The sequence below is a fragment of the Vibrio splendidus 12E03 genome, from assembly GCF_000272105.2.
Taxonomy (GTDB): domain Bacteria; phylum Pseudomonadota; class Gammaproteobacteria; order Enterobacterales; family Vibrionaceae; genus Vibrio; species Vibrio splendidus_I.
This window is the reverse complement of the sequence record NZ_AJZD02000137.1, coordinates 1-22940: the sequence shown is the minus strand read 5'-3', so window position 1 is coordinate 22940 and position 22940 is coordinate 1. Positions and strand designations below refer to the sequence as shown.

18 protein-coding genes and 1 tRNA gene are annotated in these 22940 nt (G+C 44.8%); 12 read left to right on the top strand and 7 right to left on the bottom strand.

All coding sequences use genetic code 11. The features are described 5' to 3' along the window. Positions 1–28 precede the first annotated feature (28 nt). From rsmC to hemL, 3 genes are all read right to left on the bottom strand, one after another. Positions 29–1051, bottom strand: coding sequence for a 16S rRNA (guanine(1207)-N(2))-methyltransferase RsmC (gene rsmC, locus A142_RS10400; RefSeq protein ID WP_019824362.1), 1023 nt, complete (start codon positions 1049–1051; stop codon positions 29–31). Between the two features lie 110 nt (positions 1052–1161). Beyond that, the gene (locus A142_RS10395; protein ID WP_019824361.1) at positions 1162–2247 is read right to left on the bottom strand and encodes an AI-2E family transporter; all 1086 of its coding nucleotides are present in this window, start codon (positions 2245–2247) and stop codon (positions 1162–1164) included. 343 nt (positions 2248–2590) lie between these two features. Next, positions 2591–3886 carry a glutamate-1-semialdehyde 2,1-aminomutase gene (hemL, locus tag A142_RS10390; RefSeq protein ID WP_019824359.1) on the bottom strand — a complete coding sequence of 432 codons (1296 nt, stop codon included), beginning with the start codon at positions 3884–3886 and terminating at the stop codon, positions 2591–2593. A 296-nt stretch (positions 3887–4182) separates the two neighbouring features. Here hemL and erpA point away from each other — a divergent pair, with 296 nt between their 5' ends. The 3 genes from erpA (at position 4183) to A142_RS10375 (ending at position 9020) form a co-directional block, all read left to right on the top strand. After that, positions 4183–4524 carry an iron-sulfur cluster insertion protein ErpA gene (gene erpA / locus A142_RS10385; protein WP_004734539.1) on the top strand — a complete coding sequence of 114 codons (342 nt, stop codon included), beginning with the start codon at positions 4183–4185 and terminating at the stop codon, positions 4522–4524. 271 nt (positions 4525–4795) lie between these two features. Then, a complete protein-coding gene (locus tag A142_RS10380) occupies positions 4796–5920 on the top strand; it encodes an efflux RND transporter periplasmic adaptor subunit (RefSeq protein WP_019824358.1) in 1125 nt (374 codons plus the stop codon). 10 nt (positions 5921–5930) lie between these two features. Further along, positions 5931–9020, top strand: coding sequence for an efflux RND transporter permease subunit (locus A142_RS10375; RefSeq protein ID WP_019824357.1), 3090 nt, complete (start codon positions 5931–5933; stop codon positions 9018–9020). A 96-nt stretch (positions 9021–9116) separates the two neighbouring features. Here A142_RS10375 and A142_RS10370 read toward each other — a convergent pair whose 3' ends face one another. Then, the gene (locus tag A142_RS10370; protein WP_019824356.1) at positions 9117–10406 is read right to left on the bottom strand and encodes a peptidoglycan DD-metalloendopeptidase family protein; all 1290 of its coding nucleotides are present in this window, start codon (positions 10404–10406) and stop codon (positions 9117–9119) included. A 129-nt stretch (positions 10407–10535) separates the two neighbouring features. Here A142_RS10370 and tyrS point away from each other — a divergent pair, with 129 nt between their 5' ends. Both tyrS and A142_RS10360 read left to right on the top strand, forming a co-directional pair. Beyond that, positions 10536–11723, top strand: coding sequence for a tyrosine--tRNA ligase (gene tyrS, locus A142_RS10365; RefSeq protein ID WP_017059402.1), 1188 nt, complete (start codon positions 10536–10538; stop codon positions 11721–11723). 392 nt (positions 11724–12115) lie between these two features. Further along, positions 12116–12961: a magnesium transporter gene (locus tag A142_RS10360; protein WP_029405578.1), complete on the top strand. Its 846-nt coding sequence runs from the start codon at positions 12116–12118 to the stop codon at positions 12959–12961. Between the two features lie 110 nt (positions 12962–13071). Here A142_RS10360 and dacB read toward each other — a convergent pair whose 3' ends face one another. Both dacB and A142_RS10350 read right to left on the bottom strand, forming a co-directional pair. Further along, positions 13072–14505 (bottom strand): serine-type D-Ala-D-Ala carboxypeptidase, encoded by a 1434-nt coding sequence (gene dacB, locus A142_RS10355; RefSeq protein ID WP_019824354.1) that lies wholly within the window; start codon positions 14503–14505, stop codon positions 13072–13074. A 111-nt stretch (positions 14506–14616) separates the two neighbouring features. Then, entirely contained in the window at positions 14617–15651 is a 1035-nt protein-coding gene (locus tag A142_RS10350; RefSeq protein WP_019824353.1) for a porin, read from the bottom strand. 502 nt (positions 15652–16153) lie between these two features. On the opposite strand from A142_RS10350, the gene greA reads away from it, so the two are divergent. Then, on the top strand, positions 16154–16627 hold the full coding sequence (gene greA / locus A142_RS10345; protein WP_008222155.1) for a transcription elongation factor GreA: 474 nt from the start codon (positions 16154–16156) through the stop codon (positions 16625–16627). A gap of 126 nt (positions 16628–16753) precedes the next feature. Here the strand turns inward: greA and yhbY are convergent, their stop codons facing one another. Further along, entirely contained in the window at positions 16754–17050 is a 297-nt protein-coding gene (gene yhbY / locus A142_RS10340; protein WP_004738252.1) for a ribosome assembly RNA-binding protein YhbY, read from the bottom strand. A gap of 114 nt (positions 17051–17164) precedes the next feature. Here yhbY and rlmE point away from each other — a divergent pair, with 114 nt between their 5' ends. The 6 genes from rlmE to A142_RS10310 all read left to right on the top strand — a co-directional run bounded on the left by rlmE (position 17165) and on the right by A142_RS10310 (position 22862). After that, positions 17165–17794: a 23S rRNA (uridine(2552)-2'-O)-methyltransferase RlmE gene (gene rlmE, locus A142_RS10335; protein WP_019824352.1), complete on the top strand. Its 630-nt coding sequence runs from the start codon at positions 17165–17167 to the stop codon at positions 17792–17794. A 107-nt stretch (positions 17795–17901) separates the two neighbouring features. Next, complete coding sequence (gene ftsH / locus A142_RS10330; protein WP_029405577.1) at positions 17902–19869, top strand: ATP-dependent zinc metalloprotease FtsH; 1968 nt, start codon at positions 17902–17904, stop codon at positions 19867–19869. A gap of 88 nt (positions 19870–19957) precedes the next feature. Then, positions 19958–20788, top strand: coding sequence for a dihydropteroate synthase (gene folP / locus A142_RS10325; RefSeq protein ID WP_019824350.1), 831 nt, complete (start codon positions 19958–19960; stop codon positions 20786–20788). A gap of 21 nt (positions 20789–20809) precedes the next feature. Further along, a complete protein-coding gene (gene glmM, locus A142_RS10320; protein ID WP_019824349.1) occupies positions 20810–22150 on the top strand; it encodes a phosphoglucosamine mutase in 1341 nt (446 codons plus the stop codon). A gap of 278 nt (positions 22151–22428) precedes the next feature. Further along, entirely contained in the window at positions 22429–22761 is a 333-nt protein-coding gene (gene secG, locus A142_RS10315) for a preprotein translocase subunit SecG (RefSeq protein WP_017059392.1), read from the top strand. 16 nt (positions 22762–22777) lie between these two features. Next, positions 22778–22862 (top strand) — tRNA-Leu (locus tag A142_RS10310). Positions 22863–22940: the final 78 nt, after the last annotated feature.

Below are 22940 nucleotides of genomic sequence, written 5' to 3'. Positions count from 1 at the left end.
ATAATGACCCTGCGCTGTACTAAAGAGGTTATTTGTTTGCGTGATAGATCGCGAATTTAGTGGTCTTATTTAGAGTCGCGCATTTTCCAAACGCTTGTTCAATAATTGGAATGTATTTTAAGAAACTGTTCGCAACAATAATCATCTCACCAGAACGCTTCAAATGCTTAGGAGCCTGAACAAGTAAGGTCTCAGTCGCGCTGTAGCTAGTGTCTAAACCTGAATGGAATGGTGGGTTACTGATGATGAACTGGTAGTCTTGTGCAGTATCAGAATAGACATCTGACGCGAAGACTTTACCCGTTAAACCATTCGCTTCTAGCGTTGCTTGGCTTGATGCCACTGCAAATGCACTGATGTCGCACATTTCTAACTCGATATCAGGATTACGAGATGCCATTACCGCGCCCAGTACGCCTGCACCACAGCCAAAATCCAGTACCTTGCCTTTTAGTTTTGGCAGAGTATCCAGCAGAAGTTGGCTACCGACATCGAATTGACCGTGACTGAAGACGCCAGGAAGGCTTTTTACCGTCAGAGGTTGTTCATCAATGTTAACCGTGTAGGTTTTAAACCAGTCTTGTAGGTTGAACGCTTGTGGTTGCTCGAAGCATTGACCCCAGTAGAAAGAGCAACGACGCGCTGAATCGTATTTAACAACTTTGCCGTAAGGAGCAAACATCTTCTCGATGCTTTTCACGCCTGAACGGTTTTCACCAACCACGACGATCTCGGTATCTTTGCCTAGCTTGGCAAATAGCATCGCCAACAGAAATTCCGCTTCCGCTTTGGCTTTTGGCCAGTACAGCATCACTAAGTCGGCTTTGGTCTCTTCGGTAAACTCCGCACCATAAAAACGTTGGATGGTGTTGCAGCCTTCTAATTGACGGTAGTAGCTGTAATTAGAAGTAAACACAGAGACAGATTCACAATGCTTCGCTAACTCAACAGGGAACAAGTCTTCTGCCTCACCGGCAACTAAAACATGTTTGCCTTCAAAGTAGGCGAGTTGGCGTTGAGCAATCTGGCTTGGGGCAATATAAGCTGACATAGGACACTCTGTTGAATCGTTAGCAAAAAATGAGGGCGGATTTTCGCATAATCCGCCCAAAGCTTGAAGTGTTTAATACTCGTTCGGCAACCAAGTTGTCGAACCGTTGATTAACTCTTGTCTTGCTGGTTTAAAAAGTCCTTAAACTCTTCATCGTAGATGTTGAAAAGGACAATGGTAATCGCAAAAATCAGTGGGCCGTAGATAAGACCAATTAGGCCAAACAGTTGAATACCGCCCAATAGTGAGAAGAAGATCATTAGGGTATTCATGCCTGCACTGCCTTGCATTAGCAGTGGACGTAGCAAGTTATCAATTGAACCAACAATCGCTACACAGTAAACCGTTAGGAAAATCGCCCACGTGGTATCACCCGTTAGGAACAAGTAAGTTGCTGCTGGAATCCAGATTAATGCGGTCCCCACAACTGGGATGAAAGAGGCAAAGCCCATCATGGTGCCCCAGAATAGACCTGGGAAACCGGCAATCCACATACCTAAACCGCCAGCAAAACCTTGCGCGATGGCAGTTAAGAATGAGCCCATTACTGCTGATTTAGATACTTGCTCTATCTCTGTTAGAAGTTTGTCTTCTTGGCTACGAGACAGCGGCAGAATATGACGAACCACACTGATGATTTTGTCGTGATCTCTTAATAAGAAGAACAAAACGAACAGCATCAAGAAGAAATCCATCAAGAAATTGGTCGCGTCACCTAAGATTTTCGCACTGATACCAACTAGCTTAGAACCAAAGCTGGTCGCAAACTCACCGACTTTTTGTGCGATGGCTTGGGGCTCAATGTTGTCGAAAGGCAGGTAGTTATTCACAAATGATAGCGCTTTGACCACTAACGGGTGAGCAAACAGAGTCTGAATGCCACCTTGGGTCACCCATTGGTAAGTATTCTGAGAGAACAGAGAACCTTGCTGAACAATTGCTGCGAATACTGCCAATAAAGGGATAACAATAATGAAAGTCAGAATCACACAAGACAGCAGAGAGACGATGTTTTCTTTATTCGGTAGCTTTTTTTCAAGCCACTCATGGATTGGGAACATCAATAGTGAAATGATAAAGGCCATCACGATAGAGTTAACGTATGGCTCGATAAGTAGGTAACAAGCATAAGCCGCCGCGAGTAGGGCGATGATGATCACCCAGTGGCTGGTATTGATTTTGAGTTTTTCTGACACGGTAATGGTCTCTATATTTGCGTTCTGAGTTTATAATGGCTGCAAAACAGAGAGTTAGCAATGAGGAGTTTTGATAATGGGATGCTGTAATAAAGATAAGAAATGCCAAGACGAAGAGCAGCAAACAAAAAAAGAGCTCCCTTGGTTCAGAATGTTCCTTGGCACTTTGATGTTGTTGGTTTTTCTTTTCTGGGAACGTTAGTCGCTTTTGGTTCAGTTTTAGCCTTAATCGACGCTTAAATAAGCAGTCATATTTGTGGCTGGTGAGCGCAATATATAAAAAAGGGCTGCATTTAATGCAGCCCTAAATTCAATCGGTTAGCAACTTATAAAGTGCTTTCGATTATTTGCTTTCAGCAGCAATGATAGCAAGAGAACGGTCAGCGGCTTCTAGTGTCGCATCCAGCTCTTTTGAACCATGAGCAAGAGAAGTAAAGCTTGCTTCGAATGCTGAAGGTGCAAGGTAAACACCGTGATCTAACATTAGGTGGAAGAAGCGCTTGAAGCGTTCTACATCACACTTAGTTACATCTTCGTAGCACGTCACAGTTTCTTGGTCAGTGAAAAAGAAACCAAACATACCGCCAACTTGGTGAACTAGCATTGGGATGCCGTGCTTGTCAGCAAGTTGCTTGAAGCCTTTTGCCAACTGCTTAGTTTTTGAAGCTAGACGCTTTTCGTTGCCTTCTTCTCGTAGAAGGTTCAAACATGCGTAGCCAGCAGCCATTGCCACAGGGTTACCTGAAAGCGTACCTGCTTGGTAAACAGGGCCCGTTGGTGCGATGTATTGCATCACGTCTTTACGGCCACCGAAAGCACCCACAGGCATGCCGCCGCCAATCACTTTACCAAGACAAGTTAGGTCTGGCTTGATGTTGTAGTATGCCTGAGCACAACCTTCAGCAACGCGGAAACCTGTCATTACTTCATCAAAGATTAGCAATGCATCCTCTTGGTCACAGATTTCACGTAGACCTTCGTGGAAGCCTTCGACAGGAGGGATACAGTTCATGTTGCCCGCTACTGGCTCAACGATGATACAAGCGATCTCGCCTTTGTTTGCTGCGAAGATTTCACGTACTGAATCTAGATTGTTGAAGGTTGCTGTTAGCGTTAGTTTCGCAAAATCAGCAGGTACGCCAGGAGAGCTTGGTTGACCTAAAGTCAGTGCGCCAGAACCAGCTTTTACAAGTAGGCTGTCTGCGTGGCCGTGGTAGCAGCCTTCAAACTTAAGAATCTTGTCACGACCAGTGAAGCCACGAGCAAGACGAATCGCACTCATTGTTGCTTCTGTACCTGAGCTCACCATACGTAGCTGTTCCATCGATGGAACCATTTCAGATACAAGTTCAGCCATTTTGATTTCAGTTTCGGTTGGAGCACCGAAGCTAAGGCCGCGTTGAGCTGCTGCAATCACAGCATCACGAATAACAGCGTGGTTGTGACCAAGGATCATTGGACCCCAAGAGCCAACGTAGTCGATATACGCTTTACCATCAGCATCAAAAATAAGTGGGCCGTCAGCGCGTTCAACGAAGATTGGAGAACCACCTACGCCATTGAATGCACGAACTGGAGAATTTACGCCACCAGGAATAGTTTGCTGTGCTTTTTCGTATAGCTCTGCTGATTTGGTCATTGATATATCCTCTTTTGACTGTCGGACCAATTGGCACGCATTGTACCTATCCACAATCCAAGTAGGAATGCTTTCGCCCAGATAATCACCCGAATCTGGTTGTTTTGTGTGGTTACACGTTTTAATTGTTAGATATTGGCGAGTTTACAGCAGTAAAAGGAGCGATCCTGTGGTGAATACTTGAACGTTTCAGTCAGGTATTAGATAATCACTGGAATATAAGAAAATACTCAACAACTATGGTCTCGAATTAGATTTGTATCATGTTGTTTTTGACACAGGTAAGAGAGGTTGTCGTGAGCGAAGTAAATATCCCATTGTCTTTTTCTGATGCAGCAGCTACACGCGTACAAACGCTAATTGCTGAAGAAGAAAACCCAGAACTAAAACTGCGTGTATACATTACAGGTGGCGGTTGTAGTGGTTTCCAATACGGCTTCACATTTGATGAAAAAGTAAATGATGGCGACACTACTATTGTAAACAGCGGTGTTACGCTGGTTGTTGACCCAATGAGTCTACAGTACTTAATGGGCGGCATGGTTGATTACACAGAAGGCCTAGAAGGTGCTCGTTTCTTTGTGAACAACCCGAACGCGACAACCACATGTGGTTGTGGTGCATCATTTAGCGTATAGCATGAGTTGAAAATAGCTTGAGCTCAAAGCTGCATTAGAAACATTTCAAACGCCGAACTTATGTTCGGCGTTTTTGTTTTTACTTAGTAACTTATTACTTTTCAAGGCATTCCTCTCACTTTTAGTACACGGCATATTTTTTAAACTGTCGATAGCGTCCAACTTCGTTGAGGATTGGTCTGTTAAGGTTACCTTTGTGCATAAGGAAGTTGCACATCACGGTATTAAGCCAACTAGCGCGCCTGAATTACATCGGACAAAAGGATTTGTTATGCCCACTCTATTTTCTAACTCACCACTTTTTCAGAAATTGAAGCAGCCGTGGCTGGTTTCTCTGACTCTAGTCGTGTTGTTGTCGATCTGGCTTGGCTTAGGAGTCGGGCAAGCGGAAGAGTCGCCGGCAAAAAAGGCGACAGAAATTCCGTTGGCTAAGATTTCCTTTCAAACATTTACCTCATCACCGACCTTTAAAACGATTGATCTTTATGGAAGAACGGCGCCCGATCGGCATGCTCGTCTAGGTGCAGAAGTCGCGGGCAAGATTGTCAGATTGAACGTTGTTAAGGGGGATATGGTTAAAGCTGGACAAGCCATTGCCCAGATAGATAAGGGTGATTTAGAGATTCAACTAGAGCGAGCCTCGGCTTTATATCGCTTGAAGCAGAAAGAGTTTAAAGCGGCGCAGTCACTGAAGAAAAGAGGACTGCAAGGCGAAATCGCCTACACCACAGCAGAGGCCTCATTAACAGAAGCAAAAGCCATGATGCGCAACGCGGAATTGGCTTTAAAGAATACTATCATTACTTCGCCTTTTTCGGGTGTGGTTCAAGACTTAATGGTTGAGCTTGGTGACTTTGTTGGGGTTGGCGATCCTGTTGCGGGCGTGATTGACCTCGATCCTCTGGTCATCGAAGCCGATGTCAGTGAACGTCATATCCAGCATTTGTTAGTTAATCAGTCCGCCTTGGTCCGCTTGCTGGGAAGAGAAGAAGCGGAAGGTCGTCTGCGTTATGTTTCTCGAATCTCTTCTGCTTCTACCAATACTTTTCCAATCGAGATTGAAATCGATAACTCCAAAGGCCTATTACCTGCAGGTGTCAGTGCCGAAGTAAAACTCAACCTAGAAACTAGAGACGCAATCAAGATAACACCGGCGATGCTGGCATTGGATGAGGCGGGTAACCTCGGGGTCAAAACCTTGGTTTCTGTTAGTGACTCACCAACGGTGAAGTTTGTAGGCATTCAGCTAGTAAAGGCCGAACAAGATGGAGTGTGGCTCACTGGGCTGGGTCAACGCGTCGATATCATCACCGTAGGCCAAGGTTTTGTGCGTGATGGTGATTCTGTGATTGCTGTTGAGCAAGGTGCTGAACCCTCAAATGTAACCGCAGAGTAGGAGATTGCCGATGTATTCAATTATTGATGCAGCCTTGTCTCGTGCTCGAACAATGCTCTCCCTTTTGGCGTTAATCCTTGTAGCCGGTGTCGTCACCTATATCACGATCCCCAAAGAATCGAGCCCAGACATTACTATCCCGATTATCTATGTCTCTGTTGGGCACCAAGGTATTTCGCCAACCGATGCCGAACGCTTATTGGTTAGGCCGATAGAGCAAGAGCTGAGGTCGATTGAAGGCGTAAAAGAGATGACAGCAACCGCAGCAGAAGGGCATGCCTCTGTGGTGTTGGAGTTTAATGTTGGTGTCGATCTCACCAAAGCAATGGCCGATGTGCGTGACGCGGTTGATCTGGCTAAACCAAAACTGCCAGAAGACAGTGATGAGCCAACCGTAAATGAGGTGACGCTGGCTTCAGAGCAACCTGTTCTGTCTGTTGTGCTATTTGGTACTGTTCCCGAACGTACCATTGTGCAAATTGCGCGAGAGGTTGGAGATAAATTAGAAAGCTATCGCCAAATTCTAGAAGTGGATATTGCAGGCGATCGTGATGACATCGTTGAAATCATCGTTGATCCGTTATTGATGGAAAGCTATAGCCTAGATCAAGCGGATATCTATAACCTGATCGCCTTGAATAACCGAGTAGTAGCGGCCGGTTTTGTTGATACGGGTTACGGACGTTTTTCTGTCAAAGTCCCTTCTGTGTTTAACTCCTTAAAAGACGTACTTGAGTTGCCAATCAAAGTGGATGGTAAACAGGTCGTGACCTTTGGCGATGTGGCTACGGTTCGCCGAGCGTTTCGAGATCCTGAAAGCTTTGCCCGTTTAGATGGCAAATCCGCGGTTGTCTTGGATATAAAGAAGCGAGCGGGTGAAAACATCATTGAAACCGTTGAGCTAGTCAAGGCAGTAATGGCAGGTGCTCAGCAGCAAGCTGAATGGCCAAATAACCTTTTGGTCAAATACACTTGGGATGAATCTAAAGATGTGAAGATCATGCTCAACGATCTGCAAAACAATATCTTATCCGCCATTATTCTAGTGGTGATCGTTATCATCGCGATTCTTGGTGTGCGTACCGCTTTGTTAGTGGGTATTTCAATCCCTGGTTCCTTTCTTACCGGGCTGCTAGTGCTGTCTGTGTTCGGCTTAACCGTTAACATCGTAGTGTTGTTCTCTCTGATCATGGCGGTGGGTATGTTGGTTGACGGTGCGATTGTGGTGACCGAATTTGCAGACAGGCGAATGCAAGAGGGTGAAGGGCGCAAAGCCGCTTACCGAGATGCAGCGAAACGAATGGCATGGCCGATAACAGCGTCTACTGCGACAACCTTGGCGGCATTTGCTCCGTTATTGTTTTGGCCGGATGTGACGGGCGAATTCATGAAGTATCTGCCGTTAACCCTTATCGCTACTTTAACTGCTTCATTGATCATGGCGCTGTTATTTGTGCCCGTATTAGGCGGCTTGATTGGCAAACCTCAATACGTATCGTCTAAAAGCCAAGCTCGAATGGTCGCACTGCATAATGGTGACTTTTCACAAGCCACCGGCTTAACTAAGGCGTATTACCACACACTGTCGATTGCGATTAAGCACCCCTTTAAGATTCTTTGTAGTGCGATACTGCTCGCGGTTGCGGTTGGATTTACTTACTCTAAAGCCGGTCTTGGGGCTGAATTCTTCCCTGAGGTTGATCCGCCATTTTTTAATGTAAAAGTCCGCTCACATGGTGATCTCTCTATCCAAGAAAAGGATGACATCATGCGTGATATTGAGCTGATGATGCTCAATCATGATGAGTTCGATACCGTTTACACGCGTACTGGTGGTGACGACCAGATTGGCTTGATCTCGATAACCCCCGTTGATTGGCAATACCGCCGCAGTGTTAAAGCAATTATTGATGAGCTAAAAGTACAGACCGACCAATACGCTGGTGTTGAGATTGAATATAAGTTTCCAGATGCAGGACCTCCGGTTGAAAATGACTTAGTGATTGAGCTATCGGCTAAAACACCTGAGCAACTCAATCAGGCGGCAAAGATCGTAAGAAGTTGGGCGGATGGTAATCAAGCGCTGACTAATATCAGTGATACCGCGAGCAAAGATGGCATCGATTGGAAGGTGGATATTCGCCGAGATGATGCCGCGCGTTTTGCAGCTGATGCGACCTTGGTGGGTAATACTGTTCAATTCGTCACTAATGGCCTCAAGATTGGTGATTATCTGCCTGATGATTCTTCAGAAGAGGTCGATATCTTGGTGCGCTACCCGAATGACAAGCGCGATATCGGACGCTTTGACCAGCTGAGAGTGAAAACGCCAGCAGGTTTAGTACCTATTACCAACTTTGCTCAGATTGTACCCGACCATAAGCAAGACACGATTAAGCGCCTTGATGGAAAGCGTGTAGTGAACATTATGGCGGATATGGAAGAGGGCTATAACCTTGCGCTCGAACTGCCAAAGATCGAGCAAGCGTTAAGTGAATTGGGGCTAGCGAGTAGCGTAGAATTTCGTATCCGTGGCCAAAACGAAGAGCAAGAAAACTCTTCCGCCTTTTTACAAAGCGCTTTTTTGGTGGCGTTGGCGGTAATGGCTTTGATCCTGATTACTCAGTTTAATAGCTTCTATCAAGCATTTTTGATTCTTAGTGCGGTGTTGTTTTCGACGGTAGGTGTATTTGTTGGTTTGCTTATCTTCCAACGTCCGTTTGGTATCGTGATGTCTGGTATAGGAGTCATCGCACTGGCAGGGATAGTGGTGAACAACAATATTGTACTGATTGATACTTATAATCAGCTAATAAAAAGAGGTTTGGATAAGCGAGATGCGATTCTAAGAACCGGTGTTCAACGTTTAAGGCCAGTAATGCTTACCACGGTCACCACCATTTTAGGCTTGATGCCGATGGTGCTAGAGATGAACATCGACCTGATTAATCAAAAGATAGAATTCGGCGCGCCGAGCACGCAATGGTGGTCGCAACTTGCTACGGCAATTGCGGGAGGTTTGGCATTCGCGACAGTATTGACCTTGGTACTGACACCATGTCTGTTAATGCTAGGGAGAGACAAAAAGCCTGAACAATAGTAGATACAGTGGTTCGATGAACATAAAAAAGAGCGCCTTAGTGGGCGCTCTTTTTGTTGGTTTATATGGCTCTTAACCTAATTGGTCGCTAGTAGCTTAATTAGTCGCTAGCAACTGGCCGTATCGCTCTAGGTTATTCAGTCGAATCTCTGAGTTGGCAATAAATGTTGCTTTTGCTTTACCCGTTAACGACTTAGATTGAGGCAATTTCACGGTACGCGCATTTTTATGTACGCCATTAACCAAGAATTCATAATGTAAGTGCGGACCAGTCACACGGCCTGTACCGCCCAAAGTACCAATGGTTTGGCCTTGTTTTACGCGCTGACCTGTTTTCACCATACGTCGCTTCATGTGCAGGTATTTGGTGATGTAGGTGTTGCTGTGGCGGATAAACACGTAGTTACCATTGAATTGGTTGTAACCCGACTTCTGAACGATACCGTCACCGGCTGCCCAGATAGGCGTGCCAACAGGAGCTGCGTAGTCAGTACCGCGGTGAGCGCGAACCTTACCGGTTACTGGGTGCCTCCTGGTAGGATTAAAGTTCGATGTTACACGACGAAAATCAATAGGAGAGCGCAAGAACGCCTTCTTCATAGCTCGACCATTTTCATCGAAGTAGTTGCCGCTCTTATCATCCAATACCGCGGTAAATGAATCGCCTTGGTTTTTGAATACGGCTGCCATGATCTTACCGCGACCAACCACTTCACCTTCAACCACTTTTTCTTGGTACAGGATTTTGAAGCTGTCGTTCTTACGAATATCTAACGCAAAGTCGATATCCCAACCGAAGATGCCCGCCAGTTCCATAATTTGGTTTGCGGTTAAACCTGCGCTTACGCCAGCGTTCCAGAAATTAGAGGTAATGTTGGCTTCGGCATAATTGTATTGGTAGGCCACTTCTTTTTTGTCGAAGCTAGAGGAGAATGAATCGCCAGACTTAGTGATCTTGAAGCTTTCAAACGCACTAAGTTGTCGTTTTAACTGAATAAGGTCGTTGTTTTCATCGAAGCCGAACTGCAATACATCGCCAGGTCTTAGGTTAGACAGCTGCTTCTTAATATCATTGTTGGTATTAAGTAGGGTGATCAGCAAGCGGTATGAGAGGCCAATACGTTCGAATAGAACAGAAGTGCTTTCGCCAGAGCGAACGGTGTATTTCTCCCAATTGAGCACTGCCGTCGGTGGCGCGTCACTTGCGCTAATAAGCGCAGAGGCATTGATCGTCAGTGGGTAATGTTTTCCCACAACTAAAGCGCCCGAATCGTCACGCAAACTGTTGACGTCGGGGAGTAAGAAAATCGCGACGAAAATTATGGCACTAAAAAATGCGATAAAAGCCCGGTGCAAAATAGGAAGGCGTGCAAAAATAGACAACATGTTCCGGTTCGTTCTGTAAATATTATGAAAATCGACGACGGAATAGTGTAACTGGTTTCAAAATACATCGCTATTCAAGTAAGATGTCTAATTAATGTATTTTTGCCAAATCTGTGGGAGTGAACAAGAATGGCGAGTATTGAAGCTGCACTAGCCGAGATCAAACGTGGCGTAGAAGAACTGATTCCAGAAGACGAACTGATTGCTAAATTAAAAGAAGGTCGTCCTTTACGCATTAAGCTGGGTGCCGATCCAACAGCTCCAGATATCCACCTAGGCCATACGGTTATCTTTAACAAGCTTCGTGCTTTCCAAGAGCTTGGTCATGAAGTGACATTTCTTATCGGTGATTTCACTGCAATGGTTGGTGACCCATCAGGTAAAAACTCAACACGTCCACCGCTAAGCCGTGAAGACGTATTGAAGAATGCTGAAACTTACAAAGAGCAAGTATTCAAGATTCTAGATCCTGCGAAAACGCAAATCCGTTTCAACTCTGAATGGCTATCTGAGCTTGGTGCTGAAGGCATGATTCGTCTTGCTTCTAACCAAACTGTTGCTCGTATGCTTGAGCGTGATGACTTCAAAAAGCGTTACGCTGGTGGTCAACCGATCGCAATCCATGAATTCATGTACCCACTTCTACAAGGTCACGACTCTGTTGCACTAGAGAGCGACGTTGAGCTTGGCGGTACTGACCAGAAGTTTAATCTTCTAATGGGTCGTGAACTGCAAAAAGCAGCAGGTCAGAAACCACAAGCGGTACTGATGATGCCACTACTTGTTGGTCTAGACGGCGTTAAGAAGATGTCTAAGTCTGCGCACAACTACATCGGTATAAGCGAAGCACCAAGCGAGATGTTTGGTAAGATTATGTCTATCTCTGACGATCTAATGTGGAGCTACTACGAGCTACTGTCTTTCCGTCCACTTGAAGAAGTTGCGGAACTGAAAGCTGGCGTTGATGCAGGTAAAAACCCGCGTGACGTTAAAGTACTTCTTGCTAAAGAAATCATTGCTCGTTTCCACTCTGAAGCAGATGCTGAAGCCGCTGAGCAAGAGTTCGTTAACCGTTTTGCTAAGAACCAAGTTCCTGATGAAATGCCTGAATTTGAATTCGAAGCAGGTCTACCAATTGCGAACGTTCTAAAAGAAGCGGGTCTTGTAAACTCGACTTCTGATGCGATGCGTATGATCAAGCAAGGCGCGGCTAAGCTTGAAGGCGAGAAGATCGAAGACAGCAAATTCGTCCCTGAAGCAGGTACTGCGGTTTACCAAGTTGGTAAGCGTAAGTTTGCTCGTATTACTATCAAGTAATAACGCACATCAATAATTGAACAAAAGGCATCTACGGATGCCTTTTTTATTGACAGAAAGTTGACGAAACTTTGAAATGCCTATTGCTACACTATGCGCGCTGTCAAATTGACAGTAATTCTGGAGATTTTTATGAACAATACCGACCATCCTCCTAGTTTGAATGGAGAAGAATAACCTGTCTCGGTATTGATCTATTGTCCTGCCGTTCAGGTAGGGTATCTTTGTTTTCCCCCTCATTCTTTTCCACACACTAGATTCTAACAAGTAGACACATCAGTAGTTTTCAGCTTTTGATGCGACTAGCAATACGCTCTTGATATGCTCTTGGTGTATTAGCTATATGTTATTTGTTTTGATGGTCGTTACCTTTGCCAATCGGGAGATTCGCCATGACGGTAATGAACAACACTTTTTTATCTATTGAAGCTCTGTACTCAGAGCAAGACATCCAAGCTGTATCGAATGCATTTCAACAGTACGGACGTGATCAACAAATTAACCTTTTGAACAGAATGCCGCTTGAAGATGCGGTGTTAGTACTGGGGCAATGCTCTCTTAGTACGATTCAGACTTTACTTAGTGAGTTAGAAGAGCAGGGCTTTGAAAAGCGCTCGCGACATCTAGCTCACCAACTAGGGCTGATCTACTCTGAGGTGGAGCCTCAGCAGGGCTACCTTTCTACTGGGGTCATGAGCCATGTAAGGCAGCGTATTGGTTGGATTATTGCGTTAGCACTATTGGGAATCGTCTCAGGGCTTATCATTGCTCAGTATGAAGACATTCTCAGCCAACTGGTACTTTTGGCAATCTACATGCCTGTGATTGCTGCTGCTGGTGGTAACACCGGAACACAAGCTGCGACTTTGGTGATCAGAGCCTTAGCCACGGGTGAGTTGAAAAAACGCCAATGGGCTAACGTTTTATGGAAAGAGTTTAGAGTCGCTATTTGTTTAGCTTTAGCGATTGCTGTGGTGATGATTGGACGTATTCTGCTATTTAGCGAAAACCAATCGACAGGTGGTTATGACATCAACATGATTGCGTTAGCGATTGCGGTAGCGCTATTCATTCAGGTGACCATATCAACTGTGCTCGGCGGCGGGTTACCGATAGTTGCTCGGCTATTTAAGCTTGATCCAGCGGTGTTAGTGAGTCCAGTGCTTGCATCTATAGTAGATATCTCAGGAATGTGGATCTACTTCACTGTAGTGAACTCATTCCTAGGAATCGCTTAAAAGCTGATAAAAATAGCTAAATACATCTGAGAAATAAAAATGGCGCTGAAGATGGAAGGTCTTCAGCGCCATTTTTATTGTTTAAGTAGATGCTTACACAGAGCTAAGCATTACTTAGATTTGCTTTGTGCTTGACTGAACTCGACAACATCTTTGTAGAAAGCGCGCTCAAACTGGGTGATCGGTGCTTCCACTGGTTTGTCTGGATCTTGTTCTTCAGGGAAGTAATCACGGACAAATTGCACAAACAGAGAGTTTGGTTTTCCCGCCTTATCTAATCCGTATCCCGCCATGTTGTAACTGCCGTATAGAGAACCACTCTTGGCGATAATGTTGCCTTTAATCGGTGTCTTCCGCATGCTTTGTCGGTACTGAAGCGTTCCATTCATACCCGATGTCGGCATGGCTTCGATTAGGTTGAGTTGTGAGTCGTTTTCCCAGATATAGCGAAGCACCTGCGCCATGGTCTGCGACCTCATTCGGTTATTTCTAGATAGCCCTGAACCATCAGCTAGCTGCGCTTTGCTGAGGTCGATGTTCGCCTTAGTTAGTAGTATCTGCTTTATAGCTTCAGTGCCGTTATTGAAGCTACCCGGTTGAACATAAAATGTCGCTCCCAGTGTTTTGGTAAGATTATCTGCGATAAGGTTATCCGACTTCTTGAGCATGATATCGAGCAGTTCAGGAAGCTTTTCTGAGTTGTGACTAGCGACTAACGTGGTTTTGTCTGCTTTCTCTTTTTTACCAACAATCACATCGCCTTTAACCTGGATCTTCAATTCTTTAAGTAGTGAGTGAACCACTTGAGAGGTGTAAAGTTCTGGATTTTGAATTGCAAACTTGAGAGGGAGTGGCTTTTTACGTTCAACTAAGCAACCAGAGAGCTTGTAAGCGTTATCTGGTGTGGTGATGAGCTCTAAGTCGCATTGTATTGCCTTCTGCCCGGAGCGAGTTACTGTCGCTGCGGTGGTCGTCACGTCTATCGGGTAGTGAGCGGGAGTATAGACCCGAGTGCTGCCGTTATCTTTTGTATAAAAAGAAGCTTGTGCGCAGTTGCTGTCTAAGGTCATCGCACTAGAAGGCGCGCTGTAACAAACGCCTAGAATGTCCCAAGGCCAGCCTACCGCTCGTTGATAGCCTGTATAAGCCGTGTTATCGAGGTATAAGTTGCCTTTGATGGTTCTGGATTGCGACTTAGCGTACTGAGCTAACAGGCTTTTTAGCTGTTCACGTTGCAGAGTTGGATCACCGCTAAATGAAATGATTGAATCATTGCCAGAACGAAGAATGCTAGTCGTGTAATGAAAGTCATCTCCCAACTCTAGCTTGGCCGCTAAAGCCGTCACCAGTTTTAACGTGCTGGCTGGTGGATAAAAGTCATCGCTATTGGTATCAAGCTCGCTTGAATCATTGCTTAACGATTTGATGATCAAACTCGTACTACTACCATCGGGCAGTGTATCTAGAGGGGCGTATGCGGAAGCGTTAACAGATAAAGCGCTAATGGAAAAACTACATAGCAGTAGTGTGGATAGAAGGCGCATAGAAGATTGTCTTGGATGGCTGGTGTTTTCAGTATACAGATATAAAAAACGCCCGCTAGAGAGCGGGCGTTTTGATTCTCAATTAACTAATGAATCATTAGTCAATCAGAATTAGAAGTCGTAACGTAGACCTAGAGCTAGCTCGTCTTCAGCGTCTGCTTTAGATGCAGGACCGTTAACAAGACCAACAGAACCTAGCTTGTCACCTTCAGAAATTAGGTTGAAGTTGTACGAGATGTACGTACGGAAGTTAGGCTTGAAGTAGTAAGTCGCATCGATTGCAACGTTGTCAGCTGAAGTTTCACCGTCAGTTTCTGCGTTGTTGTACGTTAGCGTGAATGCAGTTTTTTCTAGCGTGTATGCTGTTGCAAATTCGTAACCAGTGTAGTCACCGTTCTTCTTCGCTAGCTCACCGTCTGTGAATGTACCAGCAAAGTATAGAGCGTCAGTACGGAAAGATGCAGCTAGCATGTACTCGTTTTGCTCGTCTTGGTCAGCGTAACCAGCACCTAGCTTAAAGCCAGAATCGCCGATAGCGTAGATACCAGATAGAGAGTAGCCGTCTGCGTTGTTGTCAACGAATTCGCCACCAGTTTCTGAACGGTCAGCAAAACGGTAGCTTGCTTTAACGCCTAGGTCTTGGAATTGACCTTTGTATGAAACCATGTTGTCAGAACGATCTGCTACAGCAATTTTCATTGCCGCAGAGTTACCGTGGTAAGACATGATATCGGTAAAGTCTGTGATAACACCTAGTGCACCATCGTTTTTACCGTAAGTAACTTCACCGAAGTTACCGCCGATACCAGCGTAAGTGTAACGGTTAGTAATGTCACCGTCGTTGTTATCAGTAGAGCCGCCGTTTTCAGCAGTTGTGAATTCGCCTTCGTAGAAACCAACACCGTATAGGCCGTCTTGGATTTCAACTTTACCTAGGAAGTTAAGACGTACACGTGTTTTGTCTTCAGCTTTGCCGTCTTTTAGAGATAGACGAGCTTCAGCACGACCACCGATCTCTAGAGAAGTGCCGTTTGAGCTGTATACAGAAGTACCGTCGATACCACCAGCTTGTTTACCGTCCGCTGCTACTGCGTTAGTAGCAAGAGCTGCAGCAGATACAGCAAGCGCGATCATAGTCTTGTTCATGTTATTATTTCCTAATTACTGTCCATAGAAGTTTTATCAAGGATTTGAACCCTTTTGTGTATTGCCCGTATTAATCAGGCTTCATAACCATGATTAGAACAGAAGTCTGAAAAATGCCAGTGCAATCCATGGGTTACTTTTTACCTCTAAAGTTCCATAGTTAGTTAGTAAAATGATATAAAACTAAAAAATGAACACTGTTTTATTATATTTTTTGTTGTTTAAGTTGTTGTTTTAAGGTGTTTTTTATAAAAGTGTGATCTGTGTTTATTTTGTTTTTTTAGGTATTTATTTGCCGTCTTATTGATTAGGTCGTTATTATTCATTTTTGTGATGTCTGTAATTTAGACCTAGATACAGCTTTTATAACGCAAAGTGGAATAAAGATGATTTAGCCATAAAGTTTGTTTACACTAAGCCAAATCGTTTTGTTTCTACTACCCAATAAATACGTTGGGTGTATTTATGTTCGCCAAAGAAAGTTTTGGCATAGAGGTAAAAAATGGAAAAGGTTCCAATGACAGTACGTGGCGCTCAGCAGCTACGTGATGAATTAGATCGCCTACTTAAGCTACGCCCTGTTATCTCAGCAGCTATTGGTGAAGCTCGTGAACTAGGTGACTTAAAAGAGAATGCTGAATACCACGCCGCTCGTGAAGAGCAAGGTATCTGTGAAGCTCAAATCCGTGATATCGAATACAAGCTATCTCTAGCTCAGATCATCGATGTAACCCAAATGGAAAACACGGGTAAGATTATCTTTGGTACAACAGTCACTCTGATTGATGTTGATACAGACGAAGAGTACCGTTACCAAATCGTTTCTGAAGACGAAGCCGATATCAAAACTGGCCGTATCTCAGTGAAGTCACCAATTGCTCGTGGTCTTATCGGCAAGATGGAAGGCGACGAAGTGATGATTTCGACTCCTGGCGGTGATAAAGATTACGAAATTGACAAAGTAGAATATATCTAATTGAATTTTCTTTGTTTCTGATAAGTAAAAAGGTCGCTAAATGCGACCTTTTTCGTTTCTCACGCTACACTAAAAGATAAGCGCATTGGCTATCCCTTTGTGAAGCTAGCTTATTATATGGCTAACTTATTTACGTGGAATCTCGATTTTACGTGCTTCTGACTGACGGAACAGTACTAGAACTTTACCGATAGTCTGTACTTTCTCAGCTTTAGTTTCACGTACAATTGCATCGATAATAAGCTGTTTAGTCTCACGGTCTTCTGATGCAACTTTAATCTTGATCAGTTCGTGGTGGTCTAGAGCTAATTCGATTTCCGCTAGAACAGCTTCAGTAAGTCCATTTGCGCCCATTAGCACAACAGGTTTTAAACTGTGAGCTAGGCCCTTTAGATGCTGCTTTTGTTTGGTACTTAGGTTCATTACGCGGCCAATTTTCTTTACTATTAGGGTTGAAAAAACCTATTTTAACGCCATCTAAAGCTGAAGACTATAATTTATTCAGCAATTAGTACTTTCCTCCAATTTAGGTATCCAATGAGCAAACAGAAACACTCGGCCAGTTCAGGCCGTTGGTTGAAGGAACACTTCGACGACAAGTACGCAAATGAAGCAAGAAAAAAAGGCTATCGTTCACGTGCTTATTTCAAAATGGAAGAGATTCAAACGAAAGATAAGTTGCTGTCTCCTGGGATGACCATTGTGGATTTGGGTGCAGCGCCTGGCGGTTGGTCTCAATATGCTGCTAAGATTGTTGGAGACAACGGACAAATCATTGCGTGTGACTTGTTACCAATGGATCCGATTGCTGGTGTTAGCTTTTTACAAGGTGATTTTCGCGAAGACGCTGTTCTTGAAGCCTTGTTGGAACGTATACAACCAGACATGGTTGACGTTGTGATGTCAGATATGGCGCCTAATATAGCAGGCAACAATTCTGTGGATCAGCCAAGAGCTATGTATTTAGTTGAATTAGCTTTGGATATGTGTCGACAAGTTCTAGCTACCAATGGTAGTTTTGTTGTAAAAGTATTCCAAGGCGAAGGGTTTGACCAATACGTTAAGGACGTCCGCGAGATGTTTAAAACAGTAAAAGTTAGAAAACCCGACTCTTCTCGAGCTCGATCTCGTGAAGTGTTTATCGTAGCCACTGGTTACAAAGGTTAACGATTCTCTTCCAAGAGTGAGAGTTAACAACATGGCTACAGGTTACAAACTGTAGTACCCTACCTTTAATTACAATTAGTTATCGAGAGGCTTACACCTTGAGTGACATGGCAAAAAATTTAATTCTGTGGCTTGTTATCGCGGTAGTGTTGATGTCGGTATTCCAGAGCTTTGGCCCTGGGGAAAGTAACGGCAGAGCAGTAGATTACACCACGTTTGTACAGGAAGTTGGCCAAGGCCAGATTCAAGACGCACAGTTCAATAACAGCGAAATCACTTTCACACGTCGTGGTGGTGGTTCTAAGTATGTAACTTACATGCCTGTTTATGATCAGAAGCTACTTGATGACTTAATTAATCAAAACGTAAAAGTTCAGGGTACACCACCTGAAGAGCAGAGCCTGCTTGGCACTATCTTCATCTCTTGGTTCCCAATGATCTTACTGATTGGTGTGTGGATTTTCTTCATGCGTCAAATGCAAGGCGGTGGCGGCGGTAAAGGCGCGATGTCTTTCGGTAAGAGTAAAGCTCGAATGATGAGCGAAGAACAAATCAAAACGTTGTTTGCGGATGTTGCTGGTTGTGACGAAGCAAAAGAAGACGTGAAAGAGCTTGTTGATTACCTTCGTGACCCAAGTCGTTTCCAAAAACTGGGTGGTAAGATCCCGACAGGTATCCTGTTGGTTGGTCCTCCTGGTACTGGTAAGACATTGCTTGCAAAAGCGATTGCTGGTGAAGCGAAAGTACCGTTCTTTACAATTTCAGGTTCTGACTTCGTTGAAATGTTTGTTGGTGTTGGTGCATCTCGTGTACGTGACATGTTCGAACAAGCGAAGAAAGCGGCACCTTGTATCATCTTTATCGATGAAATCGATGCGGTAGGTCGTCAACGTGGCGCTGGTGTTGGTGGTGGTCACGATGAGCGTGAACAAACACTAAACCAAATGCTGGTTGAGATGGATGGTTTCGAAGGTAACGAAGGTATCATTGTTATCGCTGCGACTAACCGTCCAGATGTACTAGACCCAGCACTACTTCGTCCAGGTCGTTTTGACCGTCAAGTTGTGGTTGGTCTACCTGATGTACGTGGTCGTGAACAGATTCTTAAAGTACACATGCGTAAAGTTCCACTATCGGGCGATGTTGAACCATCTCTGATTGCTCGTGGTACTCCAGGCTTCTCTGGTGCAGACCTTGCGAACCTTGTGAACGAAGCGGCTCTATTTGCTGCTCGTGGTAACAAGCGCAATGTATCTATGGTTGAGTTTGAACTAGCGAAAGATAAGATCATGATGGGTGCAGAGCGCCGTTCAATGGTGATGTCTGAAGAAGTGAAAGAGTCAACGGCTTACCACGAAGCGGGTCACGCAATTGTTGGTCGCTTGGTGCCTGAACACGATCCAGTGTACAAGGTTTCAATCATTCCACGTGGTCGTGCGCTTGGTGTAACTATGTACCTACCTGAGCAAGACCGTGTAAGCATGTCTCGCCAACATCTAGAATCAATGATCTCTAGTTTGTACGGTGGTCGTCTTGCTGAAGAACTTATCTACGGTAAAGACAAAGTTTCGACTGGTGCGTCTAACGATATCGAACGTGCAACTGATATTGCTCGTAAGATGGTCACGCAGTGGGGCTTCTCAGAAAAACTGGGTCCTCTTCTATATGCTGAAGAAGAAGGCGAAGTTTTCCTAGGTCGCGGTATGAGCCAAGCGAAACATGTTTCTGACGATACGACTAAGCTGATCGATGAAGAAATTCGTATTCTAATCGACCGCAACTATGCTCGTGCGAAGCAAATTCTTGAAGAGAACATGGATATCATGCACTCGATGAAAGACGCGCTAATGAAGTTTGAAACGATTGATGCAGGTCAGATTGATGACTTGATGGAACGTAAAGACGACATTCGTGATCCAGCTGGTTGGGGTGATCAGGCGAAAGCAGAACCTGCAAAGGAAGAAGCTAAACCTGAAGCGAAATCAGAAGAAGCAGCAGCCGAACCAAAAGCTGAAGAGTCGCAAGTTGAAGAAGTTAAGTCTGAATCAGATGATGCTCAAAACAAAGATTCTTAATCACTAGGCTTTAAATTAAAACCCTGAGTACGCTCAGGGTTTTTCTGTTTATAGCCCAAGATGTTTTTACCTTTAAGACCCACCTTCCATGATATTAAAAGCACATAATAAAACGCTCGTTTTAGACCGCCCACATGTGATGGGTATCCTCAATGTTACGCCTGACTCTTTCTCTGATGGCGGGAAATTCAATTCATTAGATAATGCTTTACTGCAAGCAGAGCGAATGATTCAAGCAGGTGTTAGCATTATTGACATTGGTGGTGAATCAACTCGCCCGGGAGCACCTGACGTACCTTTAGAAGAAGAACTCGCTCGCGTTATACCTGCCATTAAAGCAATTCGCACTAAGTTTGATGTGTGGATCTCCATTGATACCAGTAAAGCTGAAGTGATGCGCCAAGCCGTTGAAGCGGGGGCTGATTTGATCAATGATGTGCGCGCACTGCAAGAGCCCGGAGCTCTGGAAGCGGCCGCCGATGCTAATGTGCCAGTTTGCCTGATGCACATGAAAGGTCAGCCAAGAACCATGCAAGCTAACCCTAATTACGATGATGTCCTAATCGATGTTGAAGCGTTCTTAAAAGAAAGGGTGGAGGCTTGTGAGGTTGTTGGTATCTCAAAAGAGCAGCTGATTCTAGACCCAGGTTTTGGTTTTGGTAAAACCATCGAGCACAATTACCACCTATTAGCGCACCTTGAAAAATTTCACACGCTTGGGTTGCCAGTCTTAGCGGGGATGTCGAGAAAGTCGATGATCTTTAAGCTACTAGACAAAGCTCCAGCAGATTGCATGGTTGCTAGCGTCACTTGCGCTACCATCGCTGTAATCAAAGGTGCACAAATTATTCGCGTTCACGATGTTGAAGATACATTGGAAGCGATGAAAATAATCGAAGTGATGAATAACAATCACTAATCATAATTAAGGAAAATCAATATGTCTGATAAGAGACGTTACTTCGGCACAGATGGTGTACGTGGCAAAGTTGGCCAGTACCCGATTACACCTGATTTTGTTCTGAAGCTTGGCTGGGCTGCGGGTCGTGTTCTTGCGAAGCAGGGCACAAAGAAAGTCATCATTGGTAAAGATACTCGTATCTCTGGCTACATGCTTGAGTCGGCGCTAGAAGCTGGCCTCGCTGCTGCTGGTCTTCAGGCTACGTTTACTGGCCCGATGCCAACGCCTGCTGTTGCTTACCTAACTCAAACCTTCCGCGCTGAAGCCGGTATCGTTATCTCTGCATCGCACAACCCATACTACGATAACGGTATCAAGTTCTTCTCTTCTGAGGGAACAAAACTGCCGGACGATATCGAGTTGGCAATTGAAGCTGAATTGGATAAAGACATCGAATGTGTTGACTCATTCGAACTTGGTAAAGCGGTACGTTTGAACGATGCGGCTGGCCGTTACATTGAATTCTGTAAGAGCACATTCCCAAATCATATGACGCTTGCAGGAATGAAGATTGTTGTCGATTGTGCACATGGTGCGACTTACCACATTGCGCCTGCTGTATTTAAAGAGCTGGGTGCAGAAGTTATTGCGATTGGTGTTGAGCCAAACGGTACTAACATTAACCACGAAGTCGGTGCGACGGATGTACGTGCTCTGCAAGCAAAAGTGCTTGAAGAAAAAGCGGCATTAGGCCTTGGCTTTGATGGTGATGGTGACCGTATCATCATGGTTGACGAGCTAGGCAACAAAGTTGATGGCGACCAAATCGCTTACATTATTGCTCGTGATGCACTGCGTCGCGGTGAGTTGAAAGGCGGCGTTGTTGGTACACTAATGACCAACCTGGGTATGGAAAACGGCCTTAAGCAGCTAGGTATTCCGTTTGTTCGTGCTGCTGTTGGTGACCGTTATGTAATGGAACAGCTTCTTGCTAAAGGCTGGAAGATCGGCGCTGAAAACTCGGGGCACGTTATCCTACTGGATAAAGTGACGACGGGTGATGCTATCGTTGCTGCTCTACAAGTGTTGGCTTCAGTTGTTGATAGCGAAATGACACTGAATGAGCTGTCTCAAGGCATGACGTTGTACCCTCAAGTTCTAGAAAACGTTCGTTTCAGCGGGGATTCAAACCCACTAGAAGCCGAAGCGGTAAAAGCAGCGGTTGTTGAAGTAGAAGCTGAGCTTGGCGAGAAAGGTCGTGTGCTATTACGCAAGTCTGGTACCGAGCCACTACTGCGTGTCATGGTTGAAGGCGAAGATGCAGAGCTTGTTCAAGCGTCTGCGCTTAAGATTGCAGATGCAGTAAAAGCAAACTGCTAATTTAACCTTTTACTTAGCCGGCGCAGCGAATAGCGCCTGTGATTAGAAGTGATTGAGTTATATCACGGTCAAAAGAGACGTAAATGAGTTTTGTGTCACTTTTGACCTTTTTTTGACCATTCACTTGGTAAAGGCTTATTTTTTAGCAAATTCTCCTTGTCAGCCATCGTCGCATTCGCTAGTATTGCTCGGCCTTCAGTTAGGAGGTCGCTAGCCTTGTTCTTGAAAATAGTTTTTTGAACGGCGCTGGCTCAACAATTAGGAACATAGGTGGAAAAATGTTTACAGTTCTACTTGTGATTTACCTGTTGGCAGCGCTTGGTGTAATTGGCCTAGTGTTGATTCAACAAGGTAAAGGCGCAGATATGGGAGCCTCTTTCGGTGCTGGCGCTTCAAACACTGTGTTTGGTGCTGGTGGCTCAGGAAATTTCCTTACCCGAATGACTGCAATTTTTGCAACTACATTTTTTATCCTTAGCTTAGTGCTTGGTAATATGTCTACACATAAAACTGAGTCACAATGGATTGACCCGACCCAAGGTCAGGTAATTCAACAAGCTGATGATGCAGTGAGTGAAGTTCCGGCGCAAGGCGACGAAATTCCACAATAATCTGTAAAGATTTGATGCCGAGATGGTGAAATTGGTAGACACGCTAGCATGAGGTGCTAGTGCCTTAGGGTGTGAGGGTTCGAGTCCCTCTCTCGGCACCATGTTTACAAACTTGTAAAACATCTTGTTGGGCGTATAATGCTCGCAAGTCGGACGCGGGATGGAGCAGTTTGGTAGCT